This window comes from Caballeronia sp. LZ024 (assembly GCF_031451455.1).
Taxonomy (GTDB): Bacteria; Pseudomonadota; Gammaproteobacteria; order Burkholderiales; family Burkholderiaceae; genus Caballeronia; species Caballeronia telluris.
Genome location: NZ_JARUXL010000005.1, coordinates 45,417 through 69,113 on the forward strand (window position 1 = coordinate 45,417; position 23,697 = coordinate 69,113).

Sequence of the window (23,697 nt, forward strand, 5' to 3'; positions counted from 1 at the left end):
CCAGTGAGTGTCGATGCGCCGGTATCGCGCGCTCGATAAAAGGTTAGAAACTAAGCGTGTCGCGGACTTTCATCAGTGCTTGGCCCAGGAGGTTTTGGCCACGCCACTTCGATTTGTCCGTGATGTCAGGATGGTGCGCGCCGAGCCCCACGCCCCATATCACATCGTAGGGACTGGCTTCGACAAGCTCCGTCGGTGCCGTCGCGAGCAACAGCGTGCGCAGGCCGGGATGCTGCGCGAACTTCTCGCGGCATCCGACGTAGACGATCGACTCGCGCTTTACTTTCCACGTGTCGAGGTCGAAGCCCCTGACCTTGCGGCCGAGTGCTTTTTGTTCCTTCGGCAGATGGGTGGCTAGCACAGCTTCAGCAATGTCCTCGTCGCCGAACAGCTTGGCTTTGGAGAACATCATGAACTGTTCTACCGAGCGGAAATTGACGTCGTGATAGGAAAAGCGGCAAGGGTGCCAGTTGCTAAAAGCATCCTCCGTGCCGAAGAACAGCGTGAAGTTGCCGACTCTACGCATCGGAAGCTCCTTCGCGTGAACAAGTAGATGGGCCGCCGAAGCGGACGGGATTCGATGCGCAGGTACAGCGCGGTCGAAAACATTTGAGCAAGCGGTTCTTGCTGAAATGCTCTCATGCGCGAGCGAGGAAGAAGGTGCCAGTCTCGAAAGAAAGGACGCCAGCCCCCCGAAAGGGGGACTGGCCAAGGTTAGACGTAAGCAGCTTGCGCAATCGCGTCCTGAATCTCGACGTCAAGCGCAGCGGGATCGTCGAGCGCGGTTTTAAGGCGCGCGTTCATCGCATCGACATCAGCGATCCGTTCGATCCAGCCGCGACCGTACGTCTGGTGCGCGTATTTGCGAAAGCCGTTCTGTCGCTCCGGCTGACTCAGGCCCAGACGATGCAGCAGGTCCGACATGCGGTGACGCTTGTCCTCCAGCGTCTCGTTGGGATCGGGCAAGTCGTCGTCACTGCTGCCATCGCGGTTATCTTCGTTGTGAACGACCGATGATGAGCCATCGCCTGCCCGTTCGTCCTCCGACTGCCGCTGCTCGGGCTGATGAAGCGGATCGCCGATTGACTGTACTGTCCCGTCCGACTCCAGCAGCGCGACTGCGCGGCTGGCAGCATCGAGCGCCGGTTGAGCTTCGTCCGCGCCATCCAGCAGCGCGCCCAGGTCAATGTCGGCATCCAGCACCGTCAACATCTGCTTCTGACGCACGGCTTGGCCGCTGTCGTCGATGCGCGTGATGTCGAACTCCTTTTTCGAGAGCCAGAAGCGAGTGCCGGTGAGCCGGCCGCGTGCCAACGCCACCGTCTGCATCGCCGAATACGCCTTCTGCAGCACGTAGATCGAGTTGGTCGGCAGCTCGATCAGACCGAGTCCCTTCACGTCCGGAACAGCGAACACGAAGTTCGCCGTCAGGTTGCACTTGCGGTCCTGGTACTGCGGACACACGTGAGGATCGCAGACGCCATCGGGAATGTCGTCGTCTTGCCGGTGAACGACCAGTCGTCCACCGAAGGAGCGCCGCGCCCGCTGTGCGCGTGCATTGCGTTCAACCGGCGCGTACGTCTTGCAGTAGCGCTTGCCGTCGCGGTCGTACTCCGAGAAGTACTGTCGCCCGGTTGTCGTGTACGCGGCCATCTGATTTGGCACATTGCGCAGCCAGTCGTCGAACGCGAACATGATCGGGAAACGGTAGAGCCGCAACCCTTGCCCGCGATCCTCGCCATACAGCCGCAGGATTTCGTCGGCTGTGTCCGGATTGGAGAAGTCGGACCGTCTACAGACGAAGTAATCGACGTTTCTGGGAATCAGCGCGTTCCGGAGCTTCAGCGACGTTTCGAGCAGCTTGCCGATGGCTTCGAACGACTCGCCCGCAGCCACCATGTCGTTGTAGAGCTTGACCGCTTTTTCGTTGGACTGGTGCGCCCGCGTGAGCACTTTGATACCGGGTCGAATTTTGCCGATCGTGGGCGGGCGAACAGCTCGTTCTTCAACGAGGCTACGCGGCGCGTGATCGAACATCTGAACAACAGCGTTCATGACGGTTTCCTTGCGAGAAAGAAGATGGCGTTGGTCCGCAGTGATTCGGCCTGAGATTGCATCTCTCGGGCTGCCGCACTGCCGCGACGTTCGCTGACATGGGAAATGAAGACAGAGCGCTCGGCGTCGCTGAACATCGCGACTCGAGCTACTTCGCACCGCTTTCGCCAAACGGGGGACGTGGTGTCCGCCTGCTCCCGCTCGGTATTGATTTGATGCGTGATGGCCTCGGCGATACGTTGATTGAGGCGGTCGGGCAACAACATAGAACAGCACCTCCGTTGAGAAAGGTCCGGCCGCAGGAAGCGACGGACGAAAAAAAAGCCCGCTCCGGTGAGGGAGCGAGCTTCGTGAAATCGATATAGAGACCTACGCGCCACGTCCCTTCCGGGGACGTGGCGTGCAGGGAGCGGCCGGCATAAGCCGGTGTCGCTCGGTCAGAGAACGTAAAGTCGTTCTCGCGCAGCATGGTCACGCCGCGCAACAGCCCTTTTCGGAATTGCTTCCGCCGCAGGAATCACGGATCAGCCAACTTCGATCGTTCTACCCAGATCAGGCTCTGGAGAGAGAACACCCGAAAACCCGGGTTCGAACGATGTACCGGCGCATATGAATGCAGCACAGGGTACGAGTATTACGGCTGAAATTGGGGAGCGTGTAGCGAGCACACTCAGCACAAGGAAGATTTCCACACCGGTAGCTATCCGGTCGGCGCATGCCTAACGCACGAGGCGGGCACGACTTGCAGAAAAAAGATGGACTCCGGGCTTGGAGTCGAGGTCGATGCGTCGGTGACGCGGGGAATGGAGTTGAGTATCCGGGTTATCGACGCTCGCGTGAGGTGAAAAGCTCACGAAATTCATATAGCTTTCGCCCGCTTGAACACTTGCCTGATCAACGAAAATTCTATGTGAGAGAGAACACAGACATACCGAGAACATCATGGCTGTTACTGACCTAGAAGCGCCCGACGAAGACCCCAAACTGGCTGCAGCGCTCGGCAACGAAAGCGCAGCGCAAAGCGGTCTTCGTCCGTTGAACCGGCTCACCAACGACAGCCGCCTCGCACGTATCAATGGCGACACGCTGGCGAAGACGGAACTGCCCTACTACTCGTTGTACGCACGCGAATTCCTGCGCGCCGACTTCAACTTCGCGGCCGCAAAGATGACCGTTGCGCGCGGGGGCAAGCTCATCGCGATCGAGTCGGAGTTTCGTACGGCCGAGGCTTTTATGAAGAAGGCGCTCGCGTGGGCAAGCAAGTTTCCAGGTCGACGCGCACCGACGCCGCCGGAGATGGTCACGCTTGAAATCAAGCACGCCATGTCCGGCCGCCTCGTGCGGCTCCTCTCGATGTATGACCAGCTTTTCCTGAAGACGATGGAAGCGCTGATGCTGCGAACCATGACGGCTCAAGTGCGCCAATCCGCGCTTGAGGCTGCTGAGGCACGCATCAATCAAATCCCTTTCTTGTGCATGCCGGACAACAACCGCTTTGCGCCAGAAGGTGTGCTGCTTCCGGACTCGGATCGAACTCACTGACATTGGAAACGAACTTCTCTGCGCTCCCGGTCTTGACCCGTGGCGGCGCTGGATATGCTCGACTTAACACAACGACGGGAGGACCCCGCATGGACTTACGCGAAATTCAACGACTGCATGCGCAGTTCGCACCGGACTCAATGACCATTGACCTGCCGCGGCAGCTCGCTGCGCTCCCGGCGCCGGCTAATTTGACGGCACACGCTAGGACACCCACGCGCAAAGTGCGGCTCCCGAAGGTGGTGCCTGTTGCCCGCCGTAGCGTCGTCGCAGTCGCTATCGCCGCCGTCGTGGCTATGGCCGGTATGGGAGCCGCGTCGTTGTACAAGTCGGTGGCCGCGCCCTCCTCGCACAACCCGAAGAAGACGGTTGCCCAACCGCAACCCGATCAGAGCCAACGCGCTGCAACGGAAGGACAGCCAGTCGCCGCAGCGACGCGCCAGATCGATGCAGAACCGCCTCATCCGGTAGCGCTCGCTCCGACGCTGACCGGGAAGGACGTCGCTCCTGCATCCTCGATCGGCCTGACGGCTGACCAGTTCAAGAATTCGTTGGGCACGACGGGCGGCCCCTCAGCGAGCGTGGCCGCCACCAAGCCGCCCCCTGCAGTCTCCAACGATGAGCAACGAGCGGCTGCCTCACCTATTCATCAAGCGCGTCGCGAGACAGAGGCGGCTACCCAGGCTTCCAACAAGCCCGCGACCTCAGTGACGCCTGCGCAACCTCCGGCACAGCCTGCCGCAGATGAACATGCGTCGCAACAGAACGTGGCACCAACCCGCACGCACAGCTACCGCCACCGCTCGCATTCGCGCGATGAGCAGGTAAGCGATGGCGATACCGGGTCGGGAACGAGCAAGAAGTCGGCACCTGCGAACCGCGCCGGCTCTAACGAAGTGCAGATGTTCTGAGGAAACGACACCATGAAAACCGAACTCAATATCACGCTTATTGCGCGCGGCTGCGCGATCACCGGCGACATGGTCGTGGATCACGGCATTTCGTTCTTCGGCCTGCTCGACGGCGGCATCATCTCGACGCAGGGTCTGCTGCACGTCGGCGAAGGCGGACTCGTAAAGGGCTCCGCGCAGGGCGAGCACGTTCGCATTGACGGGCGCGTCGACGGAGATGTGCACGCTCGGGGCTCGCTGGAAATCAACGGCCAAGTCTCGGGCGACATCTTTTACTCCGGCACGATCCGCCTTGGTCCGCGTGCGTCTTTGAATGGCACGCTGAAGCGCGTTGCCAGAATGCTGACGATCGAGGTCGATTCGACGCCGGACGAAGGGCCTATCGGCGGTCCGCGCCTGGACGACGTGAAAGGCCAGGAACGCGCGGAATCAAATGTGACAGAGCTCTCCCGCGCAAAGGCCTGAGCTCCCCTATAAGCCCGATGTGCGCCGTCGGTGGTGGCGACCACCGATTCACAGGTTTGGGCGGATGCGCAGCGGAAAGCCCTCGACGCCCAACTGGACGAGCTTTTCGGTACTTCGGCTGACGATCTCGTAAGCCGCGCCCGCGCCTCGTTCCAAGATCACCTGACGCTCTTTGATGCAAGTATGACAACCCTCGTTCACCTCTTCGGTATCTCCCCAACGTTCTCGAGCTTGTTGGGAAGTCTCTCGTTTTCGCGCTCTTGCTGGCCCTCGCGAGCGGCATGCAGTTCGCAAACATGGGCTTCATTCGCTTTAAAACATCCACTAGCGGCGACGAGAAGACGCCGGCACGCGACGCACCGACCCTACATCCGGCGCCCGGGAAAGGAGACGCAAGTGCGTGAGTATGCGCTGTTGGATGAGGACACGACCACCGGATGGGACGCGACAGCCGACCATGAAACCGATTGACCCTATCTTCGACTTTCTCACTGTGACGTGGGACGCGGCCGCCCAAGAGGCGGCTTTCGAAGGTCACTGCTTTTGCATGCTCGATACCGGACGACTCGTGAATAGCCACGCCATGCCCGCCGATACGCCGCATTGGAACCGTCCCGCTCGCCGGTACGTCGCAATCTACAAGCTCGCTCTGCAGCCGAAACGGTGAAGGCTCAAACCGACGCTCCCCAGTCCGGCTCTCAGGGCGATGCTATCTACAGCCCGCATATAGCGGGCTTTTTAATGCAGCAATCCTATCCTTGCGCGCGGACGCTCATCCGGAAGCGCTGACCATCAGTACGGCACCGGCGAACTAGCAAGCCCAGTCACTAGACACTCTCGCCGGTACGGAATTCCAAAGATGCGTCCAAAGTACATCGCGAGTTCGCTGGGCAGATGGCCTTGATAATCTGCGTCTGCGACGTCGCCAGCTATCTGCTTCAGCATATCTGCTGCCCGTATGCCCAGCCGCATCCGCAACTGCTGCGACCACACCATCACCCCGTCAAAATCTCCGCTAACCACGAACAACAGCAAGACGGGAGGCGGGGCTTGTCGCCTGTTGGGCAGCGCATGGAGCTCCGCCCAACACCCGCGCGTATCTAGATAAGCGGTGCGTTCGGCCATGTTCAGCAGTTCAAGAGCGAAATCGTCGCACTGGGGACTTCCAGCCGCGCGTCCCGTCAGTCGGAATTGGACAGTAACCTGGTCAACCGCATCATTGGGAACGCTGATGGCGACGTCTTCACCGCAATCATTGAATTTGGACAGCGTCTCCGCCACGTCACGCGTGTCAAGAGCGTCGTAATTGACGTGTGGAGGCGGGATCTCACCCCGCTCGACAGCCGAGAAATCGGGCACTAACCATAGACCAAGGACGTGGCGAAATGTCGACATGACCGGTTCCTCGAGCGTGGCGGGAGTGGTAGTCGATGGTATAGGTGAAATTTTGAGGTGCCGCCAGGCCTTTATCGGCGTGAAACTGGCGCGCACAGATCAGGCGGCTGCAGCTACCGCCGTCAGTTGCGCTTCCACGACGAATCGTGATTCGAAGTTCTTCGACGTGCCGGAGATCATGAGCGACTCTCTCGCACGCGTCATTGCGACGTAAAACAAACGCCGCTCTTCTGGTTCGGTGGACTTCGGGTCCGGCACGATTGTCTCCTCGCTGCGCGCAATCCACACGTGGTCCCATTCCAGCCCTTTCGAGCTGTGCATGGTCGTCAGGATAAGCGCGCCCGGCGTCGGCTCATTGTTGTCCTGGCGCAGGAACAGCAGCCGCTCGGCGAAACTTCCGGAAAGGCGTGACAGGACGTCGTTCGTCGCCTGAATCGCCCGGATCGCTGAATCCTTCTTCGCGTATTTCAGCATCCACTCGGCGACGCCGGAGAGCGTTAGCGAATAAAACTTGCGATCGCACAGACTTTGCCATTCGGCGAGCCGCTTCATGAACTCGCGATAGTTGGTCGCCACGTCCTCTGGCAGCCCGAGGACAACCAACTCCGCCCGTCCTTTTTGGGTCAGTTCTGCCCCCATATCGGCATGGAGTGCGCGTAACTGCTGAGCGGTCAGCCCTAGGTGCGCGAGTACAGCATCAAGGCCCGTGTCCTTGATTCGCTCGACGATTTCGAGCAGGTTGCACATTAGGGCACCCTCCGGGCGGCTCAGCACCGACGCGCCCGATGCACGGTAATATTTGACGCCATGCGAGCGGCAGACAGACTCGAGCGGGTCGAGGATGCGATTGGTACGCGCAAGGATCGCGCAAGACTGCCCTTGCGCGAGGAGCGGCCCGAGCAGCTCGACCGCCGCAGTTGCTTCCTCATATTCGTCTGGATGGCGGGAGGTTTGCACGTTACCGCCCGAGCCCTTCTCCGCACGCAGCACCTTCGCGATCCGGTCGGCGTTGTTGCGGATCACCCGGTCCGCTGCGCCCAGAATCTCTGCCCGGCACCGGTAGTTGCTGCCTAGGACAACAGGCTTCGCGGCGAACGACTGGATAAACGACTCCATGCCTCGGTAGCCCAGCGCCTCGCGGAAGGCGTAAATGCTTTGGTCATCGTCGCCGACGACCGTCACGATCGAGCCTGCCTGCGCGTGCAGTTCAATCCAGCGGTACTGCAACGGGTCAGTGTCCTGAAACTCGTCAACGAGCAGATAGGTGAACGCGTATGGGGCGATGGTGCCTTGCTCCATCCCCTCTACAGCGAGCCGCAGCATGTCCTGGAAATCGATCTTGCCGTTCCGTGCAAGCGCGTCCTGATAGGCGTGATACAGCTCGCCGTCGGCAGTGTCCGGGTCGCACCGCCCGAAATTGGTCTTGATCTTCTCGATCGTTGGAATGACGTCCTCTGCCTTCCCGTCGCGGCCGAGTTCCTGCATCACACGGATGAGCAGGCCGAGCCGGTCGCCATCGGAGGCGATATCGAGCGAGCGCGCGCCGGGACGCTTAAGTTGCTTGAAGGCCAGCGAATGGAAGGTGCCTGCGATCAGGCGCTTCTTCACCGACTCGCCGGCAGCGGCCAGGATGCGCTCGCGCAATTCGAGCGCGGCATCCTTCGAGAAGGTGACGGCGCCGACCGTCGCCGAGCTGTCTTGTAGCAGCAGGGCTGCTTTCGTGGCGATCGTTTTCGTCTTGCCCGCGCCCGGACAGGCGATCGCCACGCAATGCTGGCGCAACTGGGCGACTTCCCGTTGCTGGGGATTGAGTTCGTCCAGCATCGCGTTTCCTTAGTTGCCGCGGACCGTCGTCATCAGCTTCAGGTGCGTCATGTACCCGCGAATGCCAAGCGGGTTGAAGCGTTTGAGAAAGTTGACAGCCTCGTCGTCGACATCGGACTGATCGCGAATGCCGTTCCAGACCATGAAGTCGAAGTGATCCATCGCCCGATCGAACTTCATGATCGCGCTAAGTACGCGCATCGAAAAGCGCGAGTAAGCCTCGACCTCTATATCCATCGCAGGCATCGGGATCGTCGGCTCGAACACAAACTCTTTGTTGGCACGAAGCTCCGCTTCCTTCTGCTGACGGAACCCTTCGGCCACACGCAGTTGCTCGTCGACGTAGCTCTCGATGCCCGCAAGCAGCTTTTCCAGCGCACTGTTGACCACTTCCTTGTCGTTCTCGCCGAAAGTCGAGCGGCCGAAACGCTGCATGTTGATGCTCATGCGGTTGATGTACGGCCACCATTGTTCGAACAGCGGCTTCAGGCGGGTGTGGTTCAGACGCACGCGTGCGGTCACGACTGCTGCGCCGGAAAGCTGGCGGTCCAGCAATTGACGACCGATTTCGCGGCGGCGCTTGATGATGGCGATACGCTCAGCGGCAGGCAGGTCGCGGAAGAGCTTTCGCGTCTTGGCGACTTCCGCCCGCTTCATGTCGGCGTCGTCGGTGGAGATCACGCCTTCTTTTTGGAGTCGGTCTGCGTCGGCCTCCATCTGCGTCAGTTCGCGCTCGAGCTCGCCGTCGTCCGCGCCGTCGGTCGTGAGCGGCGGCTCGACCGTACCTTGTTCAAGCGCGCTCAGCGCGACCTTTTCTTCACTGCCGGGTTCGACAACCGTGCTCATTCGCCATTTCTCCTATCTGGACCGCATCGGGCCCGTTTCATCGTGGGGGATAAGGCAAGCGAAGCGCGTTGCCCATATTCAACATTGTTGCGGCGGGGGCAGTGTGTGGAGGCTTGAAACGGTGACTATTTGAAGCGCCTTTCACCGATTGGCAGGCGCGCGCGCAGGCAGGCAGTTTGGGACGGTGGCAATGCGGACGGACGAGAAAAAACAAAAGCAACGCTATCCGGATAGCGTTGCTTTTGAAGAATGAAGCTGTTTTTCGTGAGCTTTCGAGGTGTCGTGCGATTTATTTCCCTATCTCGACGACTGGAACGACTCGGCCGCCTTCCACAGGAGACCTCCGAGGAGCGCCGCAACGGCGACCCAGTAGCCGACCAAGACCGGCAACGGAACCACCAGCACCGCGAACAGCGTGCCGGTCACCAACAGCAGCCCGTGCCCTGCCAGATGGAAAGACAGGGGACTCACAAAGCCCGCAGCCGACGCTTTGATCTTGCGGCGTGCCGCACCGTCGATGAACATGCCGAGGGCAAAAAGCAGCGTTCCGATGATCCACATCTTCATCACCATTGCGCGGAATAGCATCCGGTACACCAGCAGCCAGAAATTCTCAGTCCAGGTATGGGCGAACGATGAGAACCCGCCGTCGTCCAAGCCGCCTACCTTTCCCGAGGCATTCAGCGTGCGGTGCAGCAGCCCGTTATCGACAAACGCACGGCGGAACTCCTCGTTGGCGCTGCGCATCGCGCGGTCGACCCGGTCCTGCCCTACGGACTCAACGAGAGAACGTGTCTCCGCTTCCGGCACCTCGAATAGCTTTCGCTCCGGGATCGCTGGCATGACCGCGATAGCTAGCACCGGCACAAGCAGAAACCACACCTTGATGTGCGAACCGAACCGACTAGCCATGCAGCACCTTGACCAGCATGAGGGCGGGCACCGCCACGAGCGCCATCAGTCCGCCCCAAAAGAGCGCCGGCCGGAATTCGGCGATCGTCGCCAACGCGTAGCACCGGGCGCCCGCGCCGTAAGTGAATTCCTCGGGCACGGCCGCGTTCACATCGCCGTCGAATGCAGCAGCCGTGTCGCGTGCGCGCTGGGCCGTGCGCGGCTCAACTCCCGACAGCTTCGCTATGATCGTAACGGTGAGCGACATCGTATTCCTCGAAGTAACGGCGGAAAGCTTCCCCTTGAAGCACGCGTGCGGCGAGCTGGAACGCCGCGGTTCGCTCGGTGATCTCTTCCGGGCAACGCTCATCGACCATTTCGAACTGGTACTCAAAATGGCGCGCTTCGAACGCCGGAATCGCCTCGACCATCGGACACCACACGGACACCTTGTCGCCAGACCGCGCGACAAGCCGGCGGGCGTACAGAGCTTTCGATGGCTCGAACAGTCCCTGCATGAACGCGATATGCTGGTCGCCCGTGCGCTTGGCGCGCCGGAAACCATCCAGCGCCGACTCGATCATCTCGGCGACCAACGGCCCTTTGTCTCCGACAAAGCGCTCCCCGATGAAGTCGGCCACACGCGAGCAGGCGAGCTCCAATTCCGGTGCGACATTAAAGACCGCAACCAGTCTGTGCGAGAGCTTGTGATCGCGAATGACGTTTTTATATGCAGCGGACATAATCTTGTGTTTTAGCCTTCGATGATAGGAATTCGACCTTGGTACACGGCACCGCCAGAGATGCGCATGAAGTACTGCAGATTCGGCAAACTGTGAAGCAGCTTGACGGGAATGAGCGGCACCTTCTCCAGCTGGATGGACCGGGACTGGGAGCCGCTGAATTCAAGCGCGTGCGCCTCGGTCGTGGTGTTGGTGCTGTTGGACACGCTCACCACGCGGATCGCAGTCTCGCCCACCTTGTCCGAGAACCACTTTGCTGTATCTGAGTCCTCTAGTCTAAGCACCACCTGATTATTGAGGTTACCCAAAACCTGCAGCATTTTCGCTGCGTTTCCCAGTTTCGCTTCGAGGTCGGCACGCGCCTGGAATGCGACAAACGCCTTGAATCCCGCACCGCGGCCTTTGTTCAGGATCTGAATCACCTGCTCGTTGATGGCCTCCGCGATCTCATCGATGATCAGCACGACATCGGGCTTCTCAGCATAGAAGTTGTAGATCGCCCCGCACACGGCCGCCACGTCCGACAATGCCATCGAGGCGATTGCCTTCTGCACGATGTTGTTCGATAGCGAGTCGAGCCCCATATACAAGACCGCCTTCTGCTTGATGATCTTGTCGATGTCCCAGATCTCGCGCTCGTCGTCGAAGTCGTCCGCTTTTGGCGCGAGCATGAGACCGGTTTCCCCGGTCGCCAGCATCTGTAGCAGCGGCAACGCGGACGCGATGATCTTCATGTAGTGCTCGCGGTCGTGGGTGTGCGTGGCGATCAATCCATCGATCGTCTCGTGCCCGCGATCGTGAGCGGCGAAGCGCTCGAGATACAACTTCACCATCCCGTCAATCAACGAGGCGTCGTTGCGGCGCTGCGCGTCTTTTACGGTCGCCGTCACCGTCAGTTCTTCCCAGTCGGTGAGGCCCTTCTCGATGAAGAAACGCCGAAGCCCGCGGTCGAGTAAATTAGCGATGCCTGACTGTGCGTATTTGAGGATCGAGCGCAGGTTGGGCTTGTCGCCGACATACAGCTCGCCTTTCACGGCGCGGTCAATGAAGAGAAAGGCGAAATCACGGAACTGGCCTTCCTCCATCAACTGAGCGATGCGCGACGGAATTTCCGACGGCTGCGACCAGTTTTCGAGCGGGTTCAACCGGATCGACTCATGCGGCTTCGCCTGATTGAAGTACAGGAACTTGCGCCCGGTGCGCGCGCACTCCTTCTCCACGCGCTTTTTCCACTCGTCATCGTTCTTGGGGTCGACGATGATCAGGACGTCCTTCGGGTTGTGGATCACCTGCGTGGAGATGACTTCGTAGGTGCGGGTCTTGCCCGCGCCAGTCGTGCCCGCCACCAGCGTGTGACCGCCCATCGCCTTATAGTGAAACGGCACCTCGACCTTCTTCTGCTCCATACCGTGGATCCAGGACGATCCCTGCGGCATGCGATCGCGAATGCTGTCGCGCGGACCGAATAGCCGCTCAATGCGCTCCTCCACGGTCCGGCCTATCTCGGTTTTCGGCAGCCACTTCGGCAACGACGGAATGTCGGTTACGGGCATCCGGAGGATTTCGTGGGCAATCTGCGTATGCTTCTGCGTCCACTCGTATCCGATGCCCAGATACATCGAGTCCGCTCTTTTCCGCATCGCGTTCTGCGTGGCAAGAAGCTTTTCGATGCGAATCTTGCTCAGCCATTTCGTTGAGATGGCCATGCGAAAGCTCAGCGCCTTCCATATCTGGAGCGCACGGATCGACAGCAGGGCCGCGCCGGCTAGCGCAAACGCCCAGCCGTATGGCATCCCGGAGATCAAAATGCCAACGATGACGATGGGCCAAACGAGAAACGGACGAAACTCGTAGATCGGACGGAAGTGATTGACGTAGTTCATGCCGCGGGTCGCTCCACGATGAGACGTCCGGCGCGCTCAACGATGCAAATGTCATTGCCATGTGCGCGCATGAGGAGACTGCGCTTCTTGAGTTGTTCGACAAGGGTATCGCTCGTGATGCCGTATCCGCCGACGAGCCGCTTCTTGACGGCCAGCCCCTTCTCTTCCCACGTCACTTCCGCCTTTCCGGTCGCCACGTCGCCAGCAAGGGCTTTGAAAAACTCTTTCAGCATTGCGGCGCCGGGTCCCAGGAGTTCCGTCAATTCTTCGTCAGTCGGACCAACTCTGCTTGCATTGGACCTTGCGGGACGCGCTGCGGCAGGGTCGACGGGCGCCGGGCGCGACGCAGGCGCGCTCGGGCCGGTCGAGGGCTCAGCCGCGGCCGCACCAGCGGCCTGTGCTTCGCTGCGCTCCAACGCATCGAGCAACGACTGAGAGAACTTCGGCGCAGAGGCACTGGCCTGCTGCTCCGACGCGGCCGTTGCTCCAACAACGGCATCGTTCTGCGCGGAAACGTCGGCTTGAGGCGCTGAAGCGACGGCCGCCGACGGCCGTGCCTGGCCTGCGGAAGCATTGACAGTCTCCGGGGCGGGCGTCGCGACGAACTGCGGCTCAAGCGCGAGCGCGACGTGCACGGCTGAGGGAACGTCATACTTGACCGGCGCGAAGACGGCGCGTTGCGCCTTGCGTTCAAAGTCCACCGCAACGTCCATGGCCTGCCGCACCACCTTGTGGACGAGGGGTTCGAACCCCTGCGGGCTGCGCTCAGGATTGATCGCGTTGAAGAGGTCGTCCAGCACCGTTGTGTCGAACCCTGAGAGCAGCTCGGGTGTGATGACGGTCTGGGCAAACATGGCGGTGCGCATGCGCTCGCTTTTCAGTGGCGTCACACGCCGCTCAACCGCAAATTGACCGGCTCCGATCCACGTGCCGAACGCCCCGTGCGCCGCCGGATTCCACTTCGTGCGGTCCGAGAGCCGCACCATCTCGAAGTGACGAAATGGCTCGTCCAGCAGCGTGCACGCAGCGGCCAGGAAGACGGCGTAGTTGTATTGCGGCTCCAGCCGGCGACGCTTGTCAGACGTGAGGTCAGCCGCGAACTTCTGCCCACCCGCGAGCCGCATGGCATAGAACGTCGATTCGATCGTCGCGCGGAAGGCACCGCCCGGCTCGCAATGCAATTCGGGCGTCAGCGGCATGGACGAAAACCAGTTCGCGCAGCGACGTAACACTGCGAGCCACTTGCGCGCGAACTCCGTTTCGGTGCTCTCGTTCGCGCATTGTCGAACAAGCTCAATGCGCTTCTGGTGCGTGGCGAATAGGTCCTCGGCAAGGATAGATTCGTGAGCGGTGGTCATCACATGAAACCCTTTGCCAGCTTCAGCGCCGCAGTGCCCGTTGCACTTGCACCGCCGCCAAAGATCGCCGCAAGCTTCGGAATCTCGAGCGACAACAACAGGATGAATATCGCCAAATTGAAGACGTAGATCGAGTTCACCGTTGTGGCCCCACCAACGCCAGACGCCTTCGACACCGCATCGCCGATCGACGATCCAACGAGTTTCATCAGGATCGCGACGACGACGACATACATTCCGGCGCTGATCATCCAGTCCAGCCACTTAACGAAGTAGTTGCGGGTGTAGGACGAGAAGCCGAGAGCGATCGCGATTGGCCCAAGCACGATTCCAATGGCCGACTGAATCTGCCCGACTGCCGAGTAGTAGATGAACACGATCGCCGCCAAGCACATCAAGAACGCGGCCAGCAACATGACCATCGCATCAGACAAGACCGCGGGAAAGTTCCAAAGGCTGATTGACGTCAGTTTCTCCTTTAGCCCGTCGAAGATGACCCCCGCCAAATGCGCCATCTGCCCACCCGTCGACGAGTCCGAGGCGCCGCTGATATGAGCCGCCAGTTGCTGAAACCATGTCCAGAACCCGCTCGCGCTCGCCGTGTAGCCGAGGTAGAGGGCAACGAAGATGCCAAGTACAGCGACCTCCTCGAACAAATTGACCCAAGCAGAGATCGGGTGATGGGTGCCGGCGAATCGAACACCGACGAGGACCAGCGAGATGACGCCCAAGCCCCAGGCGAACTTGTTCGCCTCGTCCATCACGCCCGAACTCGCAGTGATCGCGTTGGGTATCAAATTGCCTACGAGCGAATCGATTTGGGTGACTGCCGTCTGCGCGCCCTTGCCAAAATCGCCGTCCGGACTGGCAAGGAGAGCCGCCGACCCAGCGGCGGTCGCAGAACTCGCCGACGCATTAGCCGCTTGGGCAAGCGCTCCAGCCGGGAACATCGCCGTGGCGACGATCGTTGCCAAGAGCAGGACAACAATCCGCAGTGTGGCCATGCAAGAACGCGCCATCACTGCCCCAGTACTTTTGACGACCCGATTTGCGCGTCGAATGCAGCGCGCTGCTGGTCTTGCTTTGCCTTAATGGCCGCTTGCGTCGCATTGTTCGCCTGCTGGTCAGCGACCGTCGCCGAATCCTTCACCGCATCGCTGCGTTGCTTCGCTGCCATCATGGTAAGAAGGTCGCTGTTCTGACTGGAGATGATGTCCAGCATGTGCGTGGTCAACTGAGCGGTGGCTTCCATCGTCGGCGACATGTTCAGTTGGTCCTGGATCTCCTGCCGGAGCTTCGCGATCGTGATCACATTCGAGATGACGTCGTTGCCCTGCTGGAAGAGCTGCTTGGCCGTCTTGTCGTTGTTCTGCAGCAGCGTGTTTTGGTCCGTGAACCACTGCTCGGGCGTCTTTCCCGACTGCGTGATCAGAGCCTGCACCTTGCTTGCGTACTCGGCGTTGTTCTGCAGCCCACCGTACAGGTCCTTCAGTGCGTCGGTGTACTTGGTCAGGCTTGAAATGTCGCTCGTGATGCTTTTGAATTGCGCAAGCATCGCGGACGGATCGAGGTTGGTCGCCTGCTTGAGCTGATTGAGCATCATCTGGTACTGATAGACCAGGTTCGAATCCTGATAAACCTCACCCTTCACGGCGGCCACTGCCGTCATGGTGTTTTGAAGGAAGTTCGATGCGTCGAACACGGGCATGTTCGCGTAGGTCTGCTGGACGAGACCAACCGTCAACACGCCGGTCGCGGCGATGCAGCGGAGCAATTTTTTCATCATGGCGGTACCTTGCAGATAAAGCGTTAAGCGTTGACGAGTACGTCGCGCACGTACTCCTCCTGCCACTGTGGGCTGCCGGACTTGACGTGCTTGTCGAGGAGCGCCTGCGCCCGGCCGTCCGAGCGGAGGTAGGCGAGCGCTTCTTTCGGGAACTGTGCCTGCAGCATCCGGCTTTGCTTCGCCGTCACCCACAGGTAATCGCGATTGGGCACTGCGTCCGAGATCATCTTGATCTGATGCGGCGTGAGGCCGAACACATCGCGGTACAGGTTTTGGTTGTTGATCGCGTCGCTGTTGGGCAAATAGATCAGGTTGGGGATGTTCTCTTTCAGAATCTCGAAGTTCGGCACGCGTGCGAGTTGCCCAAGAGACTGCGTCGCCATCACCAGTGCCGCGTTGAGCTTTCGGATCGTCACCGCCCAGATTTCAAGGCGCGCATAGAACTTCGGGTAGGTAAAGAAGAAGCCTGCCTCTTCAATCTCAATCACCGTGTAGCGCTTGCCGTCGAGAATCTGCGCGATCCGGTAGAACGCGTAGTCCATGAACAACGCGGCGGCCACCGGGAAGTTCTGGAACAGGTCGCCCATTTCGATCGACAAATCGTCCGAGATTGCGAAGCCGTCTTCGGCGTGATCGAAGAACTTGCCGTTCTTGTTGCCTTCAGTCCAAACCTGCAACCGCTCACGCAAGTCCGCAGGCAGCAGCGTGATCAAGCTCGACAGACGCCACTTTTCAGGCGGGAAGCCCAGCGCCAGCGTCTTGATTCGGTCGAAGATTTCGGTCTGCTGCTGCGGCGTGCACGTGTAGTCCTCGCCCTCGATGGCAAGCTGCACCCAGTCCGCGACGTAAGACCAGTGCTTTTCTTCGCCAATCAGGGAAAGCGGATTGACCGAGGTCGCGGCCTCGAAGCGGCCGGTGGCATCGATGAAACGGCCGCCGCCGAGCAGCGTCGGGATTCGTGTCGAGCGGTCCTTGTCAAACCGGATGCGGCGCGCGCCGTGGCGGCCCGTCTGGGTCATCAGGTAGTTCAGAAACACGGACTTACCCGCGCCGATTGGACCGACGACGAGTGTGTGCGCCTTGCCGCCCGGATGATGCAAGTCGAAATACTGGAGCGTGCGATGGCGGGTCGGCAGGCACGTGAGCGGGCCGGTTTTCGTGCCGGACTGCTGCGTCAGCCATTCGTTGACCTTCGAACCCTCGCCCACACTGCAAAGCGGGGCGATGTCGGACACGGCGGGCGTCTCAACGAACTGCAGACGCCTTTGCTGGTCCCACCGGCCCGGCAGCGTCGCGCTCCACGAGGCGAAGAGGTTCGTCTTCTCGAGGATCACACCGAAGCCAGCATTTCCGATGACGCCGACCACCTGACGCGTTGCGTCCTCGCACTCCTCAGGGGTGCTCCCATAGACGACCACCGAAATGTTTGCGAAGCCGTACTGCTGGCCTTCGGCGTCGAGCTTTGCGAGCGCGTCACCCGCTTCCTTCGCGAGAATCTCACGGCCTTCGTCGTTCTTTTGCTCTTCCTTTGTCGCCCACTGCTTGAGGATTGCGACCGGATTGAAGGCCGCAACCTTATAGAACCCTCGAATCTTCCTGATGTACGCGCTTGCCCGCGAAGTGTCGAGGAAACGGAACATTACGCAGACGTCCAATTCGGCGTCCACCTGCGAGAGCACGTCGAGCGCCGCCTCTTGAAAGCCCATCCATTCCTTGATGCCGATGATGCGGGCGTACACCTTGCCGTGCGCCGATTCGAACATCAGCTCGGTCGCGCCTATCGTGACTTCGGTCTCGGTCAGATGCGTGTCCAACATCGTGACCGGATAGCGCACGCGGCGCTTGGGCGTCGACGGATTCGCTCGCTGATGCAAGAACGACAGGACGTTCTGGAGCTGCAGCCGCTTCATCTTCAGGCGCGTAACGCCGCCGACGAATCCGTCGATCACCGACTCGAACCGCTTAATCTCATTCTGGATCTTGGTCAGGTCGAACGCGAAGGCGCTGCGCGCGAGAATCGTATCTTTCGCCGCTTCGAACATCGCGACAGCCAGATTCTTGCCGCCGACCGTCATGTGATAGCCGATCTTGTCGAAGATCCGCGAGATGCCGGTTTCAGGCGTGAACGCCAGCGCGAGCGAGTGCGAGTTCTTGAAGTACTTGCCGCTGCCGATGATCGCTTGATTAATCGCGTCGACGCGCGCATCGGCTTCCGACGCGAACGTGCCGTCGATGCCTCCGCGCACGCGCCGGTGCGACATGCGCCACCACGCGGTGATGCGGTGATCGAAGTTGCGGCATGCATGGTCGAGATTGTCGCGGGCGGCGGTGATGTCGCCGGGATTTGGCGAGTCAGCGTCGATGCCTTCAAACTCGAACACGGTCAGCAGCGACCCGTCCTTGTTGAGCACCAGTTCGGGCGTAACCATCGTCGCCCAGGGCGCGATTTCCTGCACCGCGCGCTTGGTGAACATCATTTTCAGCATGGAAGGTCCTGATCAAACCCATACGGACGCTTGAAGCGCGCGCTAAAACGGCTGCTCGGCCCCGGCTCATAGACGTCCGGGTAGCGGTTGTACACCAGCATCACGATTCGCCACCACGGGTCAGTCGAGCTTTTCCAGCGCAAGAACACATGCACCACCACGCCGACAAGGAGAAATCCAGGGGTCCAGCTCGTGTAGGTGAGCAGCGCCGTCATCGTCCCGTTGAAAATGGCGAGTCCCCGGTCTGCGCCGCCCATCTGGCGCGGCAATGAGAGGCCTCGACTAACCTTGTGCTGGCGCATATCAGCAGGCGTTGGCCATGTGGAAGTGGCTCTGCATGATCGGCACGGCGACCGACGCAATACCGAGGCCGACCAGCACCACCGAGAACGTCTTGGCGATATTGCTTTCCGAGTTCGCCACTGCGACGCCGCCAAGCGTGATGAGCACGATGCCGATGCCGTACAGGTACGGGCCGCTGATCAGGTTGCTGATCGTGCAGATGATGTCCGTCAGGCCCGTCAGGTTGGAAAAGTCCCCCGCTGCCATCGCGGCCACCGACACCACGCTCAGCAGCGCGCCGACCAACATCGACTTGCCCGGGCGCAAGTGCTTCGCGACCGTGGCGGCTCTATTCAGTACCTTCTTTCCCTTCATTTGATGCTCCCCTTAAAAAACGCGTTGTAGGTCGTAGTCGTTGTTTTTGAATCCCCGGATTTCGAGGATTTCGGAGACGTGCCGCATCTCGCCGGTGCGCTTGAAGTGCACGACGTAGTTGAAACAGTCAGCGATGTTTTTGCGCATGTCTTCCAGTTCCCAGCGCGATCCGGTCGGGATGCCGAGCATGGCGAGCGATTCCAAGCGGCTGAGCGCCGTGCGCCCATTGTTCGCGTGGATGGATGCGAGACCGCCGTCGTGGCCGGTGTTGAGCGCCTGCAGCAGGTCGTAGGCTTCGCCGCCGCGCACTTCGCCAACGATGATGCGGTCAGGCCGGAAGCGCAGACACAGCGCGACAAGCAGTTGCGTCGTGACGTTGGTATCGGCGTTGGAGAGCAACCGCACGCGATTGGGCACGTGCAGCTTCAGTTCCATCGTGTCCTCGATGGAGATGACCCGCTGGTCTGGCGGGATCTGCTCGATCAGCGCATTGAGGAACGTCGTCTTGCCCGCGGATGTGCCGCCGGCGACGAGCACGTTCTTGCGCGACTGGACGAGCGCAACGAGCGCGCGCATGAGTGCTTCGTCCTCGATGCCGTCTTCGAAGTGAATGGCTTCCGCATACTCCGGTCGCGCATTCGCTGCCGAGAACGCCCCCATGTTCACGTAATCCGACAGCGTGAGCTTCGACTCTCGATGCTTCCGGATGCTCAGCGCATGGCCGTCGATCGACGTCGGGCTCATGACCGCCGCGATACGCAGGTTCTGGTGACCGGCGTTGATGATGCCCTTGTCGCTACCCGCCTTCGCCGATTTCTCAACGGAAGAGGCGAGCGAATGGATTGCCCCTTCTAGCTGTTCCGGGCGCAGGTCGATGTTCTCGCGCGTCATCACGCCGCTACGCTCCACCCAGACGTTGCGGTAATCGTTAATCATGATTTCCGCGAGGTCGGGCGAGTCGAGCAGCTCGCGCAGCGGCGAAAGCGCATGGAAGAACATGCGCACGGCTTCCGCTTCCAGGGGGCGCAGCTTTAAGACTTGATTGTCGGCAGACTCGGACATGCGATGCTTTGTGGGCTATCTAACATGTCGGATATTGTTGTTGTTGGCAGACGTGCGCAGGCACCGAAAGAGGCGTCAAATTGAGCGGCTTTCGCGGCCGTAGATGCGCTCAGGCAGAGCAGCGCTCGGACGATACCCTCGAGCTCACAACATCGGTGACCGAGGTCGACGGCTCGCATTTTGGTTGAGCGAGCCCAGTGACGCTATCCGGATAGCGGCCGTTTTGGGGAATGACGCATGAAAACATATAGCTTTCGGGTTAAGTGCGACCGGAAGTAGCTGTTAAGTGTTTGCCGCAAGCACTTGGCTGTCATGACCCCATTATGATCGAGACATCCTTCGGGGCGCGCCTGTGGAAGCCATCCCGCCCAGCACCGGCGAAGGCGACGTGGCCCTCACAGACGACCAGCAGCAGCGAACTCGACGGTTGCCTCGCCCCTCACTCCATAATGTAGGCCGTGGCCGACCAAAGACTGCATCAGCAGACGGGCCTGCTATATTGGGTGTTCCCGTCCCGGAGTCTTCGGCGATGCGCGTCGGAAAACCAGTCAAGCCTCTTCCCCATCCCCATTGCGACTACTGCGGCGCGCCGGCGACGCTGTTGAACGCCGGCGACGACGCCTACCCTTACCGCGACGATCACGGCCCGTTATGGCTTTGCACGGACTGCCTGGCGTGGGTGGGTGTGTTTCCGCGCAGCACCCGGCATGTACCGCTCGGCCGTCTCGCCGACGCGCGCCTGCGCGAACTGAAGGCCAAGCTCCACGCGGCGCTCGAGCCGTTGGTTGCGGCGAAGGTCCGGCGCGACGGCTGCAATGTGTTCGAGGCGCGCGCCAAAGCGATGAAATGGCTGGCCGGCGAGATCGCGGCAGATCCGGAGAAGTGCTCGATCCATACGCTGGACCCGGATCAATGCGAGCGCGCGATCGCTGTTGTGGAGCGTTTCCAGCGCGCACGCACAGTTACCCCTTCAGAACCGGCGTGGGAAGATCGTTAACCCGGGCAGTCAACCAACGTTTGCCATGTCTCGCACCCTTCCCTTCCAGCGCTCGCCCCAAGCGGCCCGTGCGCGCCTTGCCAAGGCGCAATTGCTTCCGATCCCGCGTGCAATCGCCGATGACCTCGCGCTTCGTGCCCATCTGTCGTTGGAAGCGATCCGCGGCGCCTGCTACCACGTCGGCCCCGCGCAGCACATCACCGAAGTCGTGTTGCTCGGTAAGTTCCTCAGCGAGGCGGGCCACGGCGAGTTCTCGCACGAATCGCTGCTGGCGGCCGACCGGGCAATGGCCGAGGTATTCGAAGGCGGCCGGCAGACTGGGATGTGGGGCGTGTCGTCGGAGTCCGCCTTTGCCCTGCTTGCTGCCATCGTCAGCATGTACGACCGGCAACTCCATAGCGCAACGCTCGGCGCGCTGACCACGGCGAGCGACCGTCTGGACCGGTTCAAGGCGGGCGATGCGTACCAGCCGCTGCAGAAGAAACGCCGCGCCTGAGCCCGCGCGCAGTCGAAAAAAAAGCCCGGCATGCCGGGCTTTCGTTCTTCAGGGAATGCCCGGCCAAGCCGGGGACTAGCAGATCACCTCCATCGTTTCGCCAAATGGCGCTTTCCTGGCCCGTGTCAAAGGCGTGGTTGAAGCCCACAGCACCGGGTAATGCGGCGCGACCGTCGGGAAGCGCCCCACCATATCTGTCAGATAGACCAGAAAGGCAGGGTTCATGCCGTCTTCCGCGACCCGGTTGAACGGGTCGACGAACGCCGTCCCGCCCCCACCACGCACGGGCTTGATCTCCGGCGAGTCGCCTCGCTCGAATATCTGAACCTGCGTGACGCGTGTGTCGCAATCCATCACGACCAAGCGCGCGGGCTTCAACGAATGGAAAACCGCGAGGATCTCCGCGTCGAAGTGCGCCTGCGTCTCGTCGAACACCGAACCGCTGGAGTCACGCACGAATACCGCATCGCCGATCGCCGGTGTATGCAACGACGGCAGATAGAAGCCGAGATGCAGATACCGGCGATTCGGCGCCGCGAAGCTGTAGTCCGACGGCGACGACTGCTGCGCAAACCGATGCAGCACCGCCCGCCAGTCCACGACAGGCCGCACTGCCTCGCCCGCCATCGCCTGCAGCTCGCCGGGAAGCTTGCCGCGCATCGCGGCGGCTTTCGCGGCCTGGGTGACGGCAACCTTCCACTCCGCTTCCTTTACCGGTTTGTCCGGCCCCTTGTAGGACCGCACTTCACCGAAGGAGCCGGGATGCGAAGGCTGATCGCCGGGCGACTGCCCCGGCGCGGTGCCGTTCTGGCCACCCGGCTTCGAGGGCTGCTTGCCGCTCGGCTGCTGCTGATCTTGCGGACTCGGCTGCGGCTGCTGGTTCTGCGGCTGCTGGTGATGCTGCGGCGACTGGTTCTGCTGCTGCTTCTCCTTCGCCTCCTGCGTCAGCAAACCGTAGATTTCCTCCGCTGACTTGCCCGTGTAGCGCGGATCGACGAGCGCCCCCTTCGGCAGAACCATGCCCGAGGACAGCACGATCGGGTTGATCGCGTAGTCACAGGCGTCGTTCCATCGATCCGGGTCACGCGCGCCCTGCCGCCAGCAATGGCCGTTTGCTACGTGCAGCACTTCGTGCGCGACGACACCCCTGACTTCAAGGTCGCTGAGCGATTCCATGTACGTCGGGCTATATCCGAGCGTTTCGCCATCCACCCAGAACGTCTTGGCAGTCGGATCCTCGCGGACATTCAATCGGAGCGCGAGCGCCCCGAAGAATGGTTGGGAGAGGACAAGCTCGGTCCGCTGCCGGGCAATGCGCGGATGGACCGCGCTACTGCCCAACACCACATCATTGCGGTCCATGACGCCCCCTTATGCGACGAGGCGCAGTTGGCTCGCGTGCGCCGATTCGATATCCATCGGCTCCGGCTGCATGCCCATGAACGCGGCCATCAGCCCTTCAATCTCCTGTGCCTTGCTGGCCACCTGAGAACGAAGCACGCGTGAGTCCTTCAGTTCCGCCCCCGTATGCACGGCCAGATGCGTCTTGGCCTGCTCGAGGATGTGCGTGAGCTGCGGGTCGTTCGCGAAGTTGAGCTTCGGCAGCAACGCGCAGAGTTCCCGCACGTTGTTGGCGACGTCCAGTCGGACGTTGCCAGTCGCATACAGCCGGTTAGCCATCTGCGACACTGCTTCGTACAGACGCCGAACCAGGTCCTCGTTCGCGGTCGTGATCGAGGCCAGAACGTGCTGGTCCAGTTCGCTCTTGAGCGTGTTGAGCACGTTCGCCGGCAACTCGACGCCAAACTGGCTGGCGTCGGGAAACGGCAGAACGGCCATCTTCACGCCGAACTTCGTGGACAGTTCAGCGAGGGTCGGATAGTCCGCCTCGTTGAACAGCCCATTCAGTTCTTCGCGAGCCGCCTCCTTCAGGTTCAGATAGTCGGTCAAGAACACGGAGACCGCCAAGTCGAACTCGTCTTTCAACGAGCGCATCTTTTCGGCGAAATCCATGTAGACCATCGTCGGCAGCAGCCGCACGCCCAACTGGTCGTACTTCAGGGTGTGGTCGTAGAAGTACGAGCGGATGCGGCCGGCGAGCGTCACGACTTCTGCGAAGCTCGGCGCATGCTCGGGCAACAGGCGTTTATTGAATCTGCCGATGCCCTTCGCGTGGTGCTTGCTCTCGACTTCCTGCGTCACCTTGCCGTCGAAACGGCGGGCAACCCAGGTGGAAATCGTGACGGAGCAAAGCATGACCTTCGATTGGATGGAAGTGATGTCCATGAGAAAACCTCGTA

At 60.8% G+C, this 23,697-nt stretch carries 23 protein-coding genes; 5 read left to right on the plus strand and 18 right to left on the minus strand.

What is annotated here, in order from left to right; translation table 11 throughout:
• Positions 1–43: 43 nt before the first annotated feature.
• Together QCE48_RS29500 and QCE48_RS29505 are read right to left on the minus strand one after the other, a co-directional pair.
• Positions 44–526 carry an NADAR family protein gene (locus QCE48_RS29500; RefSeq protein WP_309788822.1) on the minus strand — a complete coding sequence of 161 codons (483 nt, stop codon included), beginning with the start codon at positions 524–526 and terminating at the stop codon, positions 44–46.
• A gap of 188 nt (positions 527–714) precedes the next feature.
• Positions 715–2,055 (minus strand): hypothetical protein, encoded by a 1,341-nt coding sequence (locus QCE48_RS29505; RefSeq protein WP_309788975.1) that lies wholly within the window; start codon positions 2,053–2,055, stop codon positions 715–717.
• Between the two features lie 942 nt (positions 2,056–2,997).
• Between QCE48_RS29505 and QCE48_RS29510 the strand changes: the two genes are divergently transcribed.
• The 3 genes from QCE48_RS29510 (at position 2,998) to QCE48_RS29520 (ending at position 4,973) form a co-directional block, all read left to right on the plus strand.
• Positions 2,998–3,597, plus strand: coding sequence for a hypothetical protein (locus tag QCE48_RS29510; protein ID WP_062644210.1), 600 nt, complete (start codon positions 2,998–3,000; stop codon positions 3,595–3,597).
• Positions 3,598–3,686: 89 nt separating this feature from the next.
• Positions 3,687–4,508 (plus strand): hypothetical protein, encoded by an 822-nt coding sequence (locus QCE48_RS29515; protein ID WP_309788823.1) that lies wholly within the window; start codon positions 3,687–3,689, stop codon positions 4,506–4,508.
• A 12-nt stretch (positions 4,509–4,520) separates the two neighbouring features.
• The gene (locus tag QCE48_RS29520; protein WP_062644215.1) at positions 4,521–4,973 is read left to right on the plus strand and encodes a polymer-forming cytoskeletal protein; all 453 of its coding nucleotides are present in this window, start codon (positions 4,521–4,523) and stop codon (positions 4,971–4,973) included.
• A gap of 792 nt (positions 4,974–5,765) precedes the next feature.
• Here the strand turns inward: QCE48_RS29520 and QCE48_RS29525 are convergent.
• From QCE48_RS29525 to QCE48_RS29590, 14 genes are all read right to left on the minus strand, one after another.
• Positions 5,766–6,368: a hypothetical protein gene (locus tag QCE48_RS29525; protein WP_309788824.1), complete on the minus strand. Its 603-nt coding sequence runs from the start codon at positions 6,366–6,368 to the stop codon at positions 5,766–5,768.
• A gap of 99 nt (positions 6,369–6,467) precedes the next feature.
• Positions 6,468–8,192 carry an ATP-dependent helicase gene (locus QCE48_RS29530; RefSeq protein ID WP_309788825.1) on the minus strand — a complete coding sequence of 575 codons (1,725 nt, stop codon included), beginning with the start codon at positions 8,190–8,192 and terminating at the stop codon, positions 6,468–6,470.
• A 9-nt stretch (positions 8,193–8,201) separates the two neighbouring features.
• A complete protein-coding gene (locus tag QCE48_RS29535) occupies positions 8,202–9,038 on the minus strand; it encodes an ATPase (protein ID WP_309788826.1) in 837 nt (278 codons plus the stop codon).
• A 297-nt stretch (positions 9,039–9,335) separates the two neighbouring features.
• Complete coding sequence (locus tag QCE48_RS29540; RefSeq protein WP_309788827.1) at positions 9,336–9,950, minus strand: DUF4400 domain-containing protein; 615 nt, start codon at positions 9,948–9,950, stop codon at positions 9,336–9,338.
• Positions 9,943–10,197 (minus strand): hypothetical protein, encoded by a 255-nt coding sequence (locus tag QCE48_RS29545; protein ID WP_235023229.1) that lies wholly within the window; start codon positions 10,195–10,197, stop codon positions 9,943–9,945. The genes QCE48_RS29540 and QCE48_RS29545 overlap by 8 nt, the downstream gene beginning before the upstream one ends.
• Positions 10,154–10,672, minus strand: a complete 519-nt coding sequence (locus QCE48_RS29550; RefSeq protein ID WP_062644340.1) for a hypothetical protein — start codon at positions 10,670–10,672, stop codon at positions 10,154–10,156. Before QCE48_RS29550 ends, QCE48_RS29545 begins: the two co-directional genes overlap by 44 nt.
• Positions 10,673–10,683: 11 nt before the next feature.
• Complete coding sequence (traD, locus tag QCE48_RS29555; protein WP_309788828.1) at positions 10,684–12,555, minus strand: conjugative transfer system coupling protein TraD; 1,872 nt, start codon at positions 12,553–12,555, stop codon at positions 10,684–10,686.
• The gene (locus tag QCE48_RS29560) at positions 12,552–13,913 is read right to left on the minus strand and encodes a TraI domain-containing protein (RefSeq protein ID WP_309788829.1); all 1,362 of its coding nucleotides are present in this window, start codon (positions 13,911–13,913) and stop codon (positions 12,552–12,554) included. Before QCE48_RS29560 ends, traD begins: the two co-directional genes overlap by 4 nt.
• Positions 13,913–14,917, minus strand: coding sequence for a type IV secretion system protein (locus QCE48_RS29565; RefSeq protein WP_309788830.1), 1,005 nt, complete (start codon positions 14,915–14,917; stop codon positions 13,913–13,915). The genes QCE48_RS29560 and QCE48_RS29565 overlap by 1 nt, the downstream gene beginning before the upstream one ends.
• 14 nt (positions 14,918–14,931) lie before the next feature.
• On the minus strand, positions 14,932–15,765 hold the full coding sequence (locus QCE48_RS29570) for a type VI secretion protein (protein WP_309794398.1): 834 nt from the start codon (positions 15,763–15,765) through the stop codon (positions 14,932–14,934).
• Positions 15,723–18,185 (minus strand): VirB4 family type IV secretion system protein, encoded by a 2,463-nt coding sequence (locus QCE48_RS29575; RefSeq protein WP_116565401.1) that lies wholly within the window; start codon positions 18,183–18,185, stop codon positions 15,723–15,725. Before QCE48_RS29575 ends, QCE48_RS29570 begins: the two co-directional genes overlap by 43 nt.
• The gene (locus QCE48_RS29580) at positions 18,179–18,442 is read right to left on the minus strand and encodes a conjugal transfer protein (protein ID WP_053572942.1); all 264 of its coding nucleotides are present in this window, start codon (positions 18,440–18,442) and stop codon (positions 18,179–18,181) included. Before QCE48_RS29580 ends, QCE48_RS29575 begins: the two co-directional genes overlap by 7 nt.
• A gap of 46 nt (positions 18,443–18,488) precedes the next feature.
• Entirely contained in the window at positions 18,489–18,842 is a 354-nt protein-coding gene (locus QCE48_RS29585; RefSeq protein WP_045463810.1) for a hypothetical protein, read from the minus strand.
• Positions 18,843–18,854: 12 nt separating this feature from the next.
• Positions 18,855–19,904: an ATPase, T2SS/T4P/T4SS family gene (locus tag QCE48_RS29590; protein ID WP_309788832.1), complete on the minus strand. Its 1,050-nt coding sequence runs from the start codon at positions 19,902–19,904 to the stop codon at positions 18,855–18,857.
• Positions 19,905–20,433: 529 nt separating this feature from the next.
• Between QCE48_RS29590 and QCE48_RS29595 the strand changes: the two genes are divergently transcribed.
• Positions 20,434–20,901: a zinc-finger-containing protein gene (locus QCE48_RS29595; protein ID WP_309788833.1), complete on the plus strand. Its 468-nt coding sequence runs from the start codon at positions 20,434–20,436 to the stop codon at positions 20,899–20,901.
• 25 nt (positions 20,902–20,926) lie between these two features.
• Positions 20,927–21,397, plus strand: a complete 471-nt coding sequence (locus QCE48_RS29600) for a hypothetical protein (RefSeq protein WP_309788834.1) — start codon at positions 20,927–20,929, stop codon at positions 21,395–21,397.
• A gap of 75 nt (positions 21,398–21,472) precedes the next feature.
• Here the strand turns inward: QCE48_RS29600 and QCE48_RS29605 are convergent, their stop codons facing one another.
• A complete protein-coding gene (locus QCE48_RS29605; protein ID WP_309788835.1) occupies positions 21,473–22,759 on the minus strand; it encodes a DUF2201 family putative metallopeptidase in 1,287 nt (428 codons plus the stop codon).
• A gap of 9 nt (positions 22,760–22,768) precedes the next feature.
• Positions 22,769–23,683: a hypothetical protein gene (locus QCE48_RS29610; RefSeq protein WP_309788836.1), complete on the minus strand. Its 915-nt coding sequence runs from the start codon at positions 23,681–23,683 to the stop codon at positions 22,769–22,771.
• Positions 23,684–23,697: the final 14 nt, after the last annotated feature.

What these genes read in the sequence shown, in the direction of transcription:
- QCE48_RS29500 (WP_309788822.1), bottom strand. Translation starts at nt 526, where the DNA reads ATGCGTAGAGTCGGCAACTTCACGCTGTTCTTCGGCACGGAGGATGCT.
- QCE48_RS29505 (WP_309788975.1), bottom strand. Translation starts at nt 2,055, where the DNA reads ATGAACGCTGTTGTTCAGATGTTCGATCACGCGCCGCGTAGCCTCGTT.
- QCE48_RS29510 (WP_062644210.1), top strand. Translation starts at nt 2,998, where the DNA reads ATGGCTGTTACTGACCTAGAAGCGCCCGACGAAGACCCCAAACTGGCT.
- QCE48_RS29515 (WP_309788823.1), top strand. Translation starts at nt 3,687, where the DNA reads ATGGACTTACGCGAAATTCAACGACTGCATGCGCAGTTCGCACCGGAC.
- QCE48_RS29520 (WP_062644215.1), top strand. Translation starts at nt 4,521, where the DNA reads ATGAAAACCGAACTCAATATCACGCTTATTGCGCGCGGCTGCGCGATC.
- QCE48_RS29525 (WP_309788824.1), bottom strand. Translation starts at nt 6,368, where the DNA reads ATGTCGACATTTCGCCACGTCCTTGGTCTATGGTTAGTGCCCGATTTC.
- QCE48_RS29530 (WP_309788825.1), bottom strand. Translation starts at nt 8,192, where the DNA reads ATGCTGGACGAACTCAATCCCCAGCAACGGGAAGTCGCCCAGTTGCGC.
- QCE48_RS29535 (WP_309788826.1), bottom strand. Translation starts at nt 9,038, where the DNA reads ATGAGCACGGTTGTCGAACCCGGCAGTGAAGAAAAGGTCGCGCTGAGC.
- QCE48_RS29540 (WP_309788827.1), bottom strand. Translation starts at nt 9,950, where the DNA reads ATGGCTAGTCGGTTCGGTTCGCACATCAAGGTGTGGTTTCTGCTTGTG.
- QCE48_RS29545 (WP_235023229.1), bottom strand. Translation starts at nt 10,197, where the DNA reads ATGTCGCTCACCGTTACGATCATAGCGAAGCTGTCGGGAGTTGAGCCG.
- QCE48_RS29550 (WP_062644340.1), bottom strand. Translation starts at nt 10,672, where the DNA reads ATGTCCGCTGCATATAAAAACGTCATTCGCGATCACAAGCTCTCGCAC.
- traD (WP_309788828.1), bottom strand. Translation starts at nt 12,555, where the DNA reads ATGAACTACGTCAATCACTTCCGTCCGATCTACGAGTTTCGTCCGTTT.
- QCE48_RS29560 (WP_309788829.1), bottom strand. Translation starts at nt 13,913, where the DNA reads ATGACCACCGCTCACGAATCTATCCTTGCCGAGGACCTATTCGCCACG.
- QCE48_RS29565 (WP_309788830.1), bottom strand. Translation starts at nt 14,917, where the DNA reads ATGGCCACACTGCGGATTGTTGTCCTGCTCTTGGCAACGATCGTCGCC.
- QCE48_RS29575 (WP_116565401.1), bottom strand. Translation starts at nt 18,185, where the DNA reads ATGCTGAAAATGATGTTCACCAAGCGCGCGGTGCAGGAAATCGCGCCC.
- QCE48_RS29580 (WP_053572942.1), bottom strand. Translation starts at nt 18,442, where the DNA reads ATGGGCGGCGCAGACCGGGGACTCGCCATTTTCAACGGGACGATGACG.
- QCE48_RS29585 (WP_045463810.1), bottom strand. Translation starts at nt 18,842, where the DNA reads ATGAAGGGAAAGAAGGTACTGAATAGAGCCGCCACGGTCGCGAAGCAC.
- QCE48_RS29590 (WP_309788832.1), bottom strand. Translation starts at nt 19,904, where the DNA reads ATGTCCGAGTCTGCCGACAATCAAGTCTTAAAGCTGCGCCCCCTGGAA.
- QCE48_RS29595 (WP_309788833.1), top strand. Translation starts at nt 20,434, where the DNA reads ATGCGCGTCGGAAAACCAGTCAAGCCTCTTCCCCATCCCCATTGCGAC.
- QCE48_RS29600 (WP_309788834.1), top strand. Translation starts at nt 20,927, where the DNA reads ATGTCTCGCACCCTTCCCTTCCAGCGCTCGCCCCAAGCGGCCCGTGCG.
- QCE48_RS29605 (WP_309788835.1), bottom strand. Translation starts at nt 22,759, where the DNA reads ATGGACCGCAATGATGTGGTGTTGGGCAGTAGCGCGGTCCATCCGCGC.
- QCE48_RS29610 (WP_309788836.1), bottom strand. Translation starts at nt 23,683, where the DNA reads ATGGACATCACTTCCATCCAATCGAAGGTCATGCTTTGCTCCGTCACG.